Here is a 12,760-nt window from a genome sequence, read left to right as displayed (position 1 = left end):
ACTGGTCAAATATCCCAGAGCGATATCGCCCGAAGCGCATCGGCAGGCCGCCCTTCATGCCGGGGGGCACGCACGGTCGCCGCAAACCCGACACCGGGCCCTTGAGGCCCGAGACAGGGGCCTCCGGGAGGGATACAAGGCCGGCCCGTGGGAACGACCTATAAGCAGAGCGGCGTAGACATCGAGGCCGGCGACGCGTTCGTCGAACGAATCAAGCCCCATGCCGCGCGCACCATGCGCCCCGAGGTGTTGGCCGGGGTGGGTGGGTTCGGCGGACTGTTCGCCCTGCCGCCCGGCAAGTACCAGGCGCCGGTGCTGGTGGCGGGCACCGACGGCGTGGGCACCAAGCTCAAGGTGGCCTTCCTCGCGGGGCGCCATGACACGGTGGGCATCGACCTGGTGGCCATGTCGGTGAACGACATCCTCACCTGCGGCGCGGAGCCGCTGTTCTTCCTGGACTACTTCGCCACCGGCAAGCTGGAGGTGGACGCGGCGGCGGAGGTGGTGAAGGGCATCGCCCTGGGCTGCGAGCAGGCCGGGTGCGCGCTCCTGGGCGGAGAGACGGCGGAGATGCCGGGCTTCTACGCGCGCGGCGAGTACGACGTCGCGGGCTTCTGCGTGGGCGTGGTGGAGCGCTCGGCCATCATCGACGGCAAGACGGTGAAGCCGGGGGATGCGCTCATCGGGCTGACGTCGTCGGGGCTGCACAGCAACGGCTACTCGCTGGCGCGCAAGGTGCTGCTGGACGACGCGAAGCTGCCGCTGGACGTGACGCCGCAGGGGTTGGACCGCCCGCTGGGTGACGCGCTGCTGGAGCCCACGCGCATCTACGTGAAGGACGCGCTCGCGCTGTGCCAGGCGGTGAAGGTGAAGGGCATGGCGCACATCACCGGCAGCGGCATCCCGGGCAACCTGCCCCGGTGCCTGCCGGAGGGGACGCGCGCGGTGCTGAATGAGTCGGCGTGGAAGAAGCCGGCCATCTTCGACCTCATCGCGAAGACGGGGAACGTCGCGCGCGACGAGATGTTCAGCACGTTCAACATGGGCCTGGGCCTCATCGTCGTGGTGGCGAAGGAGGACGTGGCGAAGGCGCTGGAGGTGCTGCGCGGCCGGGGCGTGGAAGCGTCCGAGGTGGGCCGGGTGGAAGCGGGCCAGGGCGAGGCCACGGCGGTCATCGACCCATGAGCGCGCAGCGGGCGCGGCTGGGGGTGCTCATCAGCGGTGGCGGGAGCAACCTGCAGGCGCTGCTCGACGCGGCCGGGCAGGCGGACTTCCCGGCCGAGGTGGCGTGCGTGGCGTCCAACATGCCCACCGCCTACGGGTTGGAGCGCGCGCGAAACGCGGGCGTGCGCGCGGAGGTGGTGGACCACAAGGGCTTCAAGTCCAAGGCGGACTTCGAGGCGGCGCTGCACGGCGTGCTGGCCGACGCGGGCGTGGAGTGGGTGTGCCTCGCGGGCTTCATGCGGCTGGTGAGCGCGGACTTCCTGAAGCACTTCCCGGGACGCGTGCTGAACATCCACCCTTCCCTGCTGCCCGCGTTCCCGGGGCTGCATGCGCAGCGCCAGGCGCTGGAGCGCGGCGTGAAGGTGGCTGGGTGCACGGTGCACTTCGTGGACGCGGGCACGGACACCGGGCCCATCATCGCGCAGGCGGCGGTGCCGGTGCTTCCGCAGGATGACGAAGCGAGCCTGAGCGCGCGCATCCTCGCGGAGGAGCACCGGCTGTATCCGCTCGCCGTGCGGCTGGCGGTGATGGGGGCGGTGACGCTGGATGGGATGCGCACGCGGGTGGACGCGATCGTCACGGGAGACGGAAGCGCCCTGCGCAGTCCGGGGGCTCCGAAGTGAAGCCGCCGGAGTCCGCATCCAGCGGTGCCACGGCCCCCGAGGCTTCGGCGCGAGACGCGCGACGGCAGGCCCTTCGCGATGCGCCCGTGGTCCTGGTGAGTGCGTGCCTGCTGGGTGAGGCGTGCCGGTATGACGGGCGCTCGCAGCGTTCGGAGCGCGTGCTCGCGGCACTGGAAGGCAAGTCCGTGGTCCCCATCTGTCCGGAGGCCGGGGCGGGCATGGGCATCCCCCGCCCTCCCGTGGACCTGTCCGGAGGCACGGGCGTGGATGTCTGGGCCGGCCGTGCACAGGCCCTCACGCGGGAGACCCGCGAGGACCGCACCGAGGCGTTCAGGGAAGGCGCACGACTCGCGCTGGATGCCGCGCGGCGGTTCGAGGTCCCGGTGGCGCTGCTGAAGGAGAAGAGCCCTTCGTGCGGCAGCCAGCGCGTCTACGACACCGGCGTGCTGCGTCCCGGAGAAGGCATCACGACCGCGCTGCTGCGCGCGGACGGACGCACCGTCGTGAGCGACGAGGACCTGTAGCCGTCCTCCCCTGCGTTCAGCCGAACGACGGCAACACCAGCTCGTCCCCGGGTCGCGGCGCGAAGCACGCCTCCACCTCCACCTCCGTCACCTCCGCGAGCGTGGCCGGGCTCCAGCGCGGCTTTTGATCCTTGTCCACCAGCACGGCCCGGATCCCCTCCCGGAAGTCCGGCCGCGCGGTCAGCGCCTGGCTCAGGCGGTACTCCACGCGCGCCATCGTGTCGTAGTCTTGGCCACGCCCCTCGCGAAGCTGCCGCAGCGTCACCTTGAGGCTCGTGGGCGACATGCGCAGCAGCGTGGCCCGCGTCTCCTGCGCCCACGTCGACCCCTCGCGCTCCAGCGCAGCGAGGATGTCCTCCACCCGGTTGCCCTGGAAGCACCGGTGGATGACCTCCGCGAGCGCCTCCAGCGTGGAAGTCCCCGGCTCCGCGATGAAGCCCGCGAGCACATGCGCCACCACGTGGTGCGCAGGGCCACTCCAATCCGCGGCCACCAGCGCGCCCAGGACTTCCTCCAACCGCGAGGCCTCCACCCGGTGCGTCGCGTACCCCAGCCACACCGCATCCGCCGCGTCACACCGCGCGCCCGTCAACCCCAGGTACGTGCCCGTCTCGCCCGGGAAGCGCGGCAGGAACCAGCCACCGCCCACGTCGGGGAAGATGCCGATGCCCGTCTCCGGCATCGCGAGCACCAGCTTCTCCGTGACGACGCGGAATCCGCCGTGCACCGACAGCCCCAGTCCCCCGCCCATGCAGATGCCGTCCACCAGCGCGATGAAGGGCTTCGGAAAGTGGTGGATGCGGTGGTTGAGCGCGTACTCGGCGAGGAAGAACTCGCTCGAAAGGGACGCTCCCCCCTCCGTGCGGCCAACCGACCCGGCCACCGCGCGCACGTCCCCTCCCGCGCAGAACGCCTTTCCCCCGGCGCCCCGGATCACCACGGCCTTCACGGAGGCATCCGCGGCCCAGGCGTCCAGTTGGGGATGCAGCGCCCGGCACATGTCCAGCGAGAGCGCGTTGAGCGCCTTCGGCCGGTTGAGGGTGACAAGGCCCACGGCGCCCCGGGTCTCCAGCAGCACGTCCTCGCTCATATGCCTCCAGGGGATATCAGGCCCAGCCGAGCACACATGGGAGATTCAGGGGTGACAAGCCGGCTGAAAGCGGTATGGGAAGCAAATGACTTCCGCAGCCGCCCCCCTGCGCGCCGCCGTCTTCGACATGGACGGCACGCTCGTCGACAACATGGACTTCCACAACCGGGCCTGGGTGACGCTTGCCCGGAAGCTCGGGCTGGAGGACCTGAGCGCCGAGCGGTTCCAGAACGAGTTCGCGGGCAAGAAGAACGAGGAGATCTTCCCGGAGCTCCTGGGCCGCACGTTGTCCGTCGCGGAGCTGGATGCGCTCGCGGACGAGAAGGAATCCCATTACCGCGCCATCTACCGGCCCTACCTCGCGCTGCACCGGGGCGCGGAAGGCTTCCTCCACCGCCTGCGGGACGCGCGCCTGCCCATGGCCGTGGCCACCGCCGCGCCGCAGGGCAACCGCGAGCTGGTGCTGGATGGGCTCTCCGTGCGGCCGCTGTTCGCGTGCGTCGTCGGCGCCGAGCAGGTGAAGCGGGGCAAGCCCGCGCCGGACATCTTCCTCGCGGCGGCCCAGGCGCTGAAGGTGCCCCCGGAGGCGTGCGTGGCCTTCGAGGACGCCATCAACGGCGTGCTGTCCGCGCGCGCCGCCGGCATGGTCACCGTGGGCATCACCACCACCACCACGGCCGAACTGCTCAAGAAGGCCGGCGCCCACTACACCGCCGCGGACTTCGACACGCTGCCCCCGGAGCTGCTGGCGCGGCTCTTCTCCGCGCGTCCCTGACGGGTCGTCCGGACCCGCCCCCGTCCGAAACCAACGCGCCAAAAGGGCGCCAGACGCGGTGACGTTGTGTAGTGTTCGGCGGCCATGTCGACGTCCTCCGCCAAACAACTCAAGCTCCCCTCGGGCCCGTCCCGGCACGTGTACGACGTCATCGTGCTGGGCAGCCAGGTCGGAGGGGCGCTCGCCGCCGCGCTCCTGGCGAAGCGCAACCACCGCGTGTTGCTGGTGGAGCACGACGGCATGGGCCCCGGCTACGAGCACGACGGCTTCGTGCTCCCCTACGCCCCCTTCGTCGCGCCGCCCCTCAAGGCGATGCCCGCGGTGGAGGAAGCCCTCTCCGAGCTGGGGCTGTCCACCGTCATCGGCCGCGCGATGCGCCCCCACGCGCCCGAACTCCAACTGGTGCTGCCGAAGAACCGGGTGGACCTGACCACGGACGCCGCGCGCCGCCGCTCGGAGCTGACGCGCGAGTTCGGCGAGGCCGGCGAAGGCATCCAGGGAGCCCTGGCCGGCAGCGCCGCCCAGCACGAAGCCACCGACGCCTTCTTCAAGACGGGCCCCCAGCTCCCCCCCGACGGCTTCTTCGAGGGCTGGAAGCTCAAGGGGCTCATGAAGGACCACCCGGGCCTGGAGGCCACGCCCCGGCTCGCGAGCGAGGACCCCGCGCTGTCACTGGTGCGCGGCCTGCTGCCCTTCGTGGTGCACCTGGAGAAGCCCTCCGCGCCCCTGGCGCTCACCCGGGCCCTGTCCCAGGTGCTCGCCGCGCCCTCCACCTACCCCGGCGGCATGGACGCCCTGCGCGAGGTCCTCACCCGGCGGCTCACGGAGCTGGGCGGGGACGTGCTGGGCCGCGACAACCCGGCGGGCTTCATCGTCGAGGAGCTGGCGTTCGACGGCAGCAAGTTCGCGGGCGTGAAGCTGGTGCGCTCGGACACGCTCTACCGGGCGTCGTGCCTGGTGACGGCCACGGACTCCGGGGCCATCCGCCGGCTGGTGACGGACAAGAAGCACCACCGGGGCCTCCTGGAGCACCTGGACCAGTCCAACACCAAGTCCCTGCTCTTCAGCGTGAACTGGGTGGTGCCGGAGTCGGCGCTCCCGCGCGGCATGGGCGAGCTGGTGCTGGTGGACACGCAGGACCCGGAGCTGGGTCCCATGCTCGTGCAGCAGCACCCGGCGCGGACCACCACCGGGGGCAACAGCCGGGACGTGGAGGGCGTGCGCGTGGTGTGCGCGGGCGCCTTCGTGCCGGCCTCCGCGCGAGAGCTGGGCGAGGAGCACCTCCAGAGCCTGGCGGCGAAGATCGACGAGCACCTGGACCGCCTCATGCCCTTCACGAAGCAGCACCGCGCGCTGCGGTCGGCCCCCTACCTGGACGCCGGGGGAGTGCGCGGCAGCCGCCTCATGCCCCACCCCCTCTACAGCTTCGAGTCGGAAGCCTTCCTGGGCGTCACGGGGTTGAAGCAGCGCACGCCGGCCAAGAACGTGATCCTGGCGGGCCGCGAGGTGCTGCCCGGACTGGGCCTGGAAGGCGAGCTCCTGGCGGGAATGCGGGCCGCGAAGCTGGTGCAGGACATGTTGAAGAAGAAGGATCCCCTCAAGGGATAGGTTTCCGTCACGGATCCGGCTGGATTTTCGGTCTGTTTCTGGTAGGTTCCGCCGCTCTTTTATGGGCTGCCGTAGAACGCCCCAGTTTTCAAGGAGTTAGCAGTCATGGCGTGGAAGTGCGACCTCTGTGGGAAGCGTCCGCTGGTGGGTAACAACGTCAGCCACGCGAACAACAAGACCAAGAAGCGGAGCCTGCCGAACCTGCAGAAGCTGCGGGCCAACGTCGGTGGCAGCATCGAGCGCGTTCTGGCCTGCACCCGCTGCATCAAAGCGGGCAAGGTGACCAAGGCCGCCTGAAGTCCGGGTCCTTCCGGTGGGCACGACGCGCGCCCCAAAAGCAGCGCTTCCGCCCACCGAACGGCTCCACCCCCGCGCGGATGATCTGGACCTCCTCCCTGTCGAGGCGGTCGTCCGACGGTTGCATCAAGAAGACCTCATTGCCCTTCGCTCGGTGCGCGAGGCCCTGCCGGCCATCTCGGCGGCGGCCCGGACCGTGGCGGAAGCGTTGCGCGTCGGTGGCAGGTTGCTCTACGTGGGCGCCGGCACCAGCGGACGGCTTGGCGTGCTCGATGCCAGCGAGTGCCCCCCCACCTTCGGCGTGCCGTCCACCTGCGTCCAGGCGGCCATCGCGGGAGGCAAGCGGGCCCTGACGCGTGCCGTGGAGGGCGCCGAGGACGACGTCGAGGCGGGAGCGCGGGCGGTGCGCGCCTTCCGGGCGACGGCGCGCGACGTGGTGTGCGGCATCTCCGCGAGCGCGTCCACGCCCTACGTCCGGGGTGCGCTGGACGAGGCCCGCCTCCGGGGGGCGCACACGGTGCTGGTGTGCTGCAACCCACCGGGGAAGGCCATGCGGGCGGACACGGTGGTGCTGGCGCGCACCGGGCCGGAGGTGGTGGCGGGCTCCACGCGCCTCAAGGCGGGCACGGCGACGAAGCTGGTGCTGAACGCGCTCACAACCGCGGCCTTCGTGTCGCTGGGCAAGGTGTACCGGGGGCGCATGGTGGACGTGCGCCCGACGAACGCGAAGCTCAAGGCCCGCGCGGCGCGCATGGTGGCGGAGCTGACGGACCTGCCTGCGGCCCGGGCCCGGGCGCTGCTCGCGGCGGCGGGGGACAGCGTGAAGCTGGCGCTGGCCATGCACTTCACCGGGCTCCCGCCCGCCCAGGCGCGGCGCAGGCTGGAGGACGGGGGCCTGCGGGCGCTCGCTCCTCCTGTGCCTGGACGTACCGCCGTGTCCAAGGCGAACGGAAAAAGCCCCCGGCGACGTCGGTCCTGAACACCGGGGGGACCCGCGGGGCTGGGGTCCGGCGAGCGTGGGAGCAGGGCTTTAGACTTGAGGGCATGCGCCCCATCCCGCCCACCGCTCCCTCCCTGCCGCCCCGGCTGTGCGTGGGCGTGCTGTCCGGCACCAGCGTGGACGCGGCGGAGGCCGCCCTGTGCCGCGTGGAGGGCACGGGCGCGGACGTGACGCTCCAACTGCTGGCCCACGTCTCACGCCCCTTCGCGCCGGACCTCATCGCGCGGGTGCTGGGCCCCCAGGACGCCCGGAGCCTGTGCGCGCTCAACTTCGAATTGGGCGAACAGTTCGCCGAAGCAGTGCTCGCCGTCCTCGCTCGCGCGGGCGTGGCCCCCGGGGACGTGCACGTCGTCGGTTCGCACGGCCAGACGATGGCCCACCTGCCGGCGGATCTGTCCTCCACGCCCTCCACGCTCCAGTTGGGCGAGGCCTCCGTCATCGCCGAGCGCACCGGCCTGCCCGTCGTCAGCGACTTCCGCACCCGCGACATGGCCGTGGGCGGCCAGGGCGCGCCGCTCGTGCCGTACCTGGACTGGGCCGTGTTCCGGAACCGCGAACGGCCGGACGCCACGCGAGCGTTCCTCAACCTGGGCGGCATCGGAAACCTGAGCGTGGTGGGCTCTCGCATGGAGGACACCCTCGCGTTCGACACCGGGCCCGCCAACATGGTGCTGGACGGCCTGGCGCGCCGGATGACAGACGGCCGGCTGGGGTGCGACCGCGACGGGAGCCTGTCGTCCCGGGGTCGGGTGCTGCCCGCGCTCCTGGAGGAACTGCTCGCCCATCCGTTCCTCGCGCGCCCTCCTCCCCGCAGCGCCGGACGCGAGGGCTTCGGCGAGGCCCTGGTGGAGCGCATCTGGGCGGCGGCACCGGAGCGCCCCCACGACCTGATGGCCACCGCGAGGGCCTTCACCGTGGAGGCCACCGCGAGAGCGTTCGAGACCTGGGTGTACCCCCGCTTCCCCCACCTGGAAGCGGTGTACGCCTCGGGCGGAGGGACGCGGAATCCGGCGCTGATGGAGGACCTGCGGGCGCGGCTGGCCCCCGTGCCCCTGGAGCGGCTGGACGTGCTGGGCTTCCCCGAAGAGGCGAAGGAAGCGGCCCTCTTCGCCCTGCTCGCGGCCGAGCACCGGGCTGGAACGCCCGCGAATGTTTGCCCCGCAACTGGCGCGAGGCGCCGAGTCGTTCTAGGTAAGCTGACACCGTGAGCAGCGTGAACCTGATGGCCCGCGAAGTCGCGGCGAAGATCGTCTTCTACGGCCCGGGCCTGTCCGGGAAGACGACGACCCTGCGGAAGGTCTACGAGACCGTCCGCCCGGCGCACCGTGGGGAGATGATGTCCATCGCCACCGAAGGCGACCGGACGCTGTTCTTCGACTTCCTGCCGGTGAAGGTGGAGCGCGTGGGCGACTGCTCCGTGCGGCTCGCCCTCTACACCGTGCCCGGACAGGTCTTCTACAACGCCACCCGCAAGCTGGTGCTCCAGGGCGCCGACGGCGTGGTGTTCGTGGCGGACTCGCAGGCGGAGGCCATGGATGCCAACCGCGAGTCCCTGGCCAACCTGGAGGAGAACCTCCTGGAGAACGGCATCCGCCTGGAGCGCTTCCCGCTGGTGATGCAGTGGAACAAGCGCGACCTGGAGGGGACCCTGTCCGTGGAGGAGCTGCGCCGGGAACTCAACCCGCGCGGCGTGCCCGACTTCGAGACGGCCGCCACCAACGGCCGCGGCGTGCTGGACACGCTGAAGACCATCACCCGCCTGGTCATCAAGGACCTGCGCGCCAAGCGCATCGTCCCGCCGCCCCGCCCCACCCCGCCGCCGCCCGGCACCGCGCCCGCCGGCCTGGAGGCGCAGCTCGCGCAGCACCTGACCCACCGGCAGCCGCCGTCCGCGCCGCCGCAGGTGCCCCCGACGCAGAGCCCCACCGCGGCCACCATCGCCCCCACACCCGTGCCCCGGACGCTGACCACGCCCGCCCCGCCGCGCGTGGAGCCCGCGCCCATCATCGCCGCGAGCGCCGGCCCCCGCCTGCTCGGCCCCACGAGCGCGCTGGCGCCCGGGGACCTCTTCGACCATGCCCGGGCCGCCGAGGCCGCCTTCAGCGCCGGGGACTACACCACCTGCGTCACCGCCTGCACCGACGCCGTCCGGCGCGCCATGGCCTTCGCCGGTGAGGGCACCGTGGCCCAGCAGGCCTTCCTGCTGCGCGTGGACGGCGCGGACCTGCTGCGCCTGCAGGGGCTGTCCACCCTGCCGCACCTGCGCGTGGACGACGCCGCCTTCTCCCTCTACGTCCTGATGCAGGTCTTCGTGCGACTGAACGCCGTGGGGCTTCCGACCGCCGGGTGATTCAGGCCGGGCCGTCACACCCACATCTCAGGGGCATGGCTCCCACCGGGGAGTCCCGGAGGGTGCCCCTGCATGTTGCGTGTGAAGACGTCGTTGAAGCCGTCGCGGATCCACGGGTTGGGCCTGTTCGCGGAGGAGCGAATCCCCCGGGGCACCGTGGTGTGGCTCTATGAGAACGGCCTGGACCTGCGCTTCTGGCCCGAGGATGTCGAAGCCATGGCCCCGGAGGCGCGCGCGTTCCTGGCCCGCTACGCCTACTGCGAGCACGACACCCTGGTGCTGTGCGGTGACGATGCGCGCTTCATGAACCACTCGCCCGAGGCGACCTGCGGCAACAACCCGGAGCGCACCGCCACGCTCGCGCTGCGCGACATCGAACCGGGCGAGGAGCTCACGGACAACTACGTCACCATGGAGGACCCGTGGACCGCGTTCGACGGCCTCATCGACTCCGAACTGCTGCTGCGGCCCTCCACAATCCACTGAAGGTCCGCGAGGCCCCATCCATCGGAAGGACGGGGCCTCGGGCGCCCTACGTCCGGCTCGCGGGGCGGTAGCGCACCACGCGGAGGGAGGCGTTGTTGACGAGGAAGGACGTGATGGACGCGAGGCGCGCCTTGCCTCCGGACTCCGTCCATTCGAGCACATGGATCCGGAGGGGTTCATCCACCTGCAACATGTCCTTGCCGTGCGCGCGCACGAGCACGACGTCCGCCTTGTCCCCCGCGTAACGCACCAGCGTCTGGCGGAAGGTGAGCCAGGACTCGCGGCTGCCGGATTCCTCCGCCTTGCCGCGCAGGAAGGCCGTGGGATTCGTCAGGGGGCCCAGGATGAACTCACCGCCATTCAACTGGTGCTTGAGCACCTCGGCTTGGGTACTCAGCGGCGCATCATAGCAGCCGGTGCATTCGCCCTCGCAGTCGCAGTCATGCTCCTTGCCGGCCGGCAGGGGTTCATCCTTGCGGTGCTGAACGCACTGCTTCACGCAGGCCTTCAGGGCGGCCGTCTCCTGTTTGCGCGTCTTCGCGATCGCCGCGAGCATCTGCGCCTGGGTGGTGTCGGCCTCGAAGAAGGACGCATCCCCCAGGTGGAGCAGTCCGGCGACGCCCACCATCCCGTCGTCCTCCATCGCGGAGAGCGCCGCGCGCGCCGTGGCCCGCTGCGGCTTGAGTTGCGCGGGCTTCACCCGCGTCCACGTCGCGCGGGCCTCCGACGTGAGCCCCCTGTGCTCCAGGTCGGCCTTCTGGAACAGGGCGGCCACCTCCCGGGCCCGCACGAGCGCATCGTGGTACGCCTTCTTGTCCGGAACGGCCGCGAGCCGTTGGTCCGCGGACTCGCCGTAGTTGTCGTCCGGCTTCTTGCGCTCCTGCGACAGCAGGGTCTCCGCCGTGTAGCGCGGCGCCCAGGCCAGCTTCGCTCCGGTGTCATTGCGCGCGGCGGCCTGCTTGCGCTCGTACGCGAAGCTGCGCACCTCTTCGTACGCCGCGGCTTCCGCCTCCGCCCGGTACGGGTCGTCGCCTTCCACGTAGACGCGCAGGTCGCTCAGGCACGTGTCTTCGTAGGCGCTCCCGGGATACGTCGTCACCAGCGTGAGCCGCACGCCCTCCACCTTCGCGGGCACGGGCAGCACCACCTCCTGCCAGCCCTGCACGTCCTTCAACTCCACCTCCAGCGGCGTGCCCGTCGTCTGGGGGCCCGTCTCGCCCTGGACCAGCGGCTCCAGCTTCACGTTGCGTGGACGCGCGTTGGCCCGGAAGAGCTTGTCCGTCTTCTGGAAGCCGTTGCGCACGAAGAGGCGGTAGTTCTTCGCCTTCGTCAGCGACGGGCCCCACCACTCAATCGACTCGCCTTCGCCGCGCCCCTTCACGCCCTCCACCCATGCCGTGGTCGGGTCTTCATCCGCGATGTAGAGCGGCAGGTAGTTCTGCTCGTGTTTGTTCCAGCCGTTCTCCAGGAAGGAGGAGGACGTCACCCGGCGTGGATGCAGTCGGTGCGCACCGCCCGCATCGGGTTCGAGGAGGACGGGCGGCGCGGCGGCGAGCAGGAGCGAGAGGAGGATCATGGCGTGCGGTCCTTCTTGGAAGTGGGAGGGGATTGCAGCGGCGCGGCCCACAGCACCAGCCGCGACAGCCCAGCGGGATAGAGCCCCGAGTCCTCCTGCTGCCGGGACACGAGGTGGTAGACGATGCGGGCGTAGCGGGCCCCGGGAGGGAGGGGCACGCGGCGCGTCTGACCGGGCAAGAGCCGCGTGTCCTCCACGGCGCCCAGGTGCGGCAGTGCCTCTCCCGGCCACGAGCGCAACTCCAGCTTGCGTCCGAAGGTGGCCACCGTGCGGGGGGACTCGAAGAGGGGCTCGTTCGCCACCTCCACGCCCACCCAGCGCATCACGTCTCCGGTTGGGAACGCATGGCCCACGTCGCGCAGCGACAAGAGCAGCGCCCCGCGCACCTGCTCCACCTTCAGCGCGGCCTTGAGCGAATCCGTGCGGCGAGTGCCGCCCAGACCATGGTCCCCGCGCGGCATGTGGCAGGCGGTGCAGTGACGCGTGTCACCCGACTGTTCACGCCACCGCGTCCACTCGCCCACCGTGTCCTGCTGCGACTGCGTGGCGGACAGCCGCTGCCGACGGCCTCCGCTATCGAGCACCGGAAAACCGAACTGGTGACAGCCCGCGCAAGGCATCGCCTGGGCGCCCATCGCGTCACCAAGCGGCGCGTGACAGCCAGCACAGGTGACGCCGCGCTCCTCCGCGGGACTGTCGGGCGGCAGGGCTCCTCGCTTCAGGTTGCGCGCGAACGGCGCGTGGCACTGCACGCACCACGCGGGGCGGTCCTCGGTGATGGCCACCTGGAAGACGTCGTCGGTCCGCGCCGTCGCATGCCCGCTGGCGCGCCACTGCGTCACCTGCTCCGCGTGGCACTCCTCGCAACGCCGCACATCCCAGTCAGGCAGTCCGTGAGGCGCGGGCCCCGGCTCCATCCGCGCCGTCCCTTGTGGGAAACGAGCGCTGGGAGCCGCCGCCAGCAGAGAGCAGGTGAGAAGGAGCGCGAACACGAGAACACCGCAATCTAGGCGTCCGACCCGACGGTGGGAAACGGCGCACCGGGCTCGCGCGCAATACACGCGCCGCGCCTGATGACATTTTCTCAGACACTCAGAATCCGGATATCTCCGAAAACCGGGGCGAAAATACCGCCAAGAATAAAGAAATACGCCTCCGTATACCCATCGGAAGTGAACAACAGGGGCGCTCCGATTCCCGGAGCGGA

The 12,760-nt window shown here is 71.1% G+C and carries 13 protein-coding genes; 10 read left to right on the top strand and 3 right to left on the bottom strand.

Annotation, left to right across the window (positions count from 1 at the left end; all coding sequences use genetic code 11):
* The first annotated feature begins 147 nt into the window (after positions 1-147).
* The 3 genes from purM (at position 148) to OV208_RS29520 (ending at position 2,371) form a co-directional block, all read left to right on the top strand.
* Positions 148-1,185, top strand: a complete 1,038-nt coding sequence (purM, locus tag OV208_RS29530) for a phosphoribosylformylglycinamidine cyclo-ligase (RefSeq protein ID WP_267577250.1) — start codon at positions 148-150, stop codon at positions 1,183-1,185.
* Positions 1,182-1,847, top strand: coding sequence for a phosphoribosylglycinamide formyltransferase (gene purN / locus OV208_RS29525; RefSeq protein ID WP_267577249.1), 666 nt, complete (start codon positions 1,182-1,184; stop codon positions 1,845-1,847). The genes purM and purN overlap by 4 nt, the downstream gene beginning before the upstream one ends.
* Positions 1,848-1,933: 86 nt before the next feature.
* Entirely contained in the window at positions 1,934-2,371 is a 438-nt protein-coding gene (locus OV208_RS29520) for a DUF523 domain-containing protein (protein WP_267577248.1), read from the top strand.
* Between the two features lie 16 nt (positions 2,372-2,387).
* Here OV208_RS29520 and OV208_RS29515 read toward each other — a convergent pair whose 3' ends face one another.
* Entirely contained in the window at positions 2,388-3,461 is a 1,074-nt protein-coding gene (locus OV208_RS29515) for an enoyl-CoA hydratase/isomerase family protein (RefSeq protein ID WP_267577247.1), read from the bottom strand.
* A gap of 85 nt (positions 3,462-3,546) precedes the next feature.
* Between OV208_RS29515 and OV208_RS29510 the strand changes: the two genes are divergently transcribed.
* From OV208_RS29510 to OV208_RS29480, 7 genes are all read left to right on the top strand, one after another.
* A complete protein-coding gene (locus OV208_RS29510) occupies positions 3,547-4,236 on the top strand; it encodes an HAD family hydrolase (RefSeq protein WP_267577246.1) in 690 nt (229 codons plus the stop codon).
* 84 nt (positions 4,237-4,320) lie between these two features.
* Positions 4,321-5,844: an NAD(P)-binding protein gene (locus tag OV208_RS29505; protein WP_267577245.1), complete on the top strand. Its 1,524-nt coding sequence runs from the start codon at positions 4,321-4,323 to the stop codon at positions 5,842-5,844.
* Positions 5,845-5,949: 105 nt separating this feature from the next.
* Entirely contained in the window at positions 5,950-6,141 is a 192-nt protein-coding gene (gene rpmB / locus OV208_RS29500) for a 50S ribosomal protein L28 (RefSeq protein WP_120540363.1), read from the top strand.
* 16 nt (positions 6,142-6,157) lie between these two features.
* The gene (gene murQ, locus OV208_RS29495; RefSeq protein WP_267577244.1) at positions 6,158-7,120 is read left to right on the top strand and encodes an N-acetylmuramic acid 6-phosphate etherase; all 963 of its coding nucleotides are present in this window, start codon (positions 6,158-6,160) and stop codon (positions 7,118-7,120) included.
* A gap of 65 nt (positions 7,121-7,185) precedes the next feature.
* Positions 7,186-8,349 (top strand): anhydro-N-acetylmuramic acid kinase, encoded by a 1,164-nt coding sequence (locus OV208_RS29490; protein WP_267577243.1) that lies wholly within the window; start codon positions 7,186-7,188, stop codon positions 8,347-8,349.
* Positions 8,346-9,491: a GTP-binding protein gene (locus OV208_RS29485; protein WP_267577242.1), complete on the top strand. Its 1,146-nt coding sequence runs from the start codon at positions 8,346-8,348 to the stop codon at positions 9,489-9,491. Before OV208_RS29490 ends, OV208_RS29485 begins: the two co-directional genes overlap by 4 nt.
* A 72-nt stretch (positions 9,492-9,563) precedes the next feature.
* Positions 9,564-9,977, top strand: coding sequence for an SET domain-containing protein (locus OV208_RS29480; protein WP_267577241.1), 414 nt, complete (start codon positions 9,564-9,566; stop codon positions 9,975-9,977).
* 46 nt (positions 9,978-10,023) lie between these two features.
* Here the strand turns inward: OV208_RS29480 and OV208_RS29475 are convergent, their stop codons facing one another.
* Positions 10,024-11,553 (bottom strand): NADase-type glycan-binding domain-containing protein, encoded by a 1,530-nt coding sequence (locus tag OV208_RS29475; RefSeq protein ID WP_267577240.1) that lies wholly within the window; start codon positions 11,551-11,553, stop codon positions 10,024-10,026.
* Positions 11,550-12,545: a multiheme c-type cytochrome gene (locus OV208_RS29470; RefSeq protein ID WP_267577239.1), complete on the bottom strand. Its 996-nt coding sequence runs from the start codon at positions 12,543-12,545 to the stop codon at positions 11,550-11,552. Before OV208_RS29470 ends, OV208_RS29475 begins: the two co-directional genes overlap by 4 nt.
* Positions 12,546-12,760 lie beyond the last annotated feature (215 nt).

The organism is Corallococcus sp. bb12-1, from assembly GCF_026626765.1.
Taxonomy (GTDB): Bacteria; Myxococcota; Myxococcia; order Myxococcales; family Myxococcaceae; genus Corallococcus; species Corallococcus terminator.
This window is presented reverse-complemented; position numbering and strand designations above follow the sequence as displayed.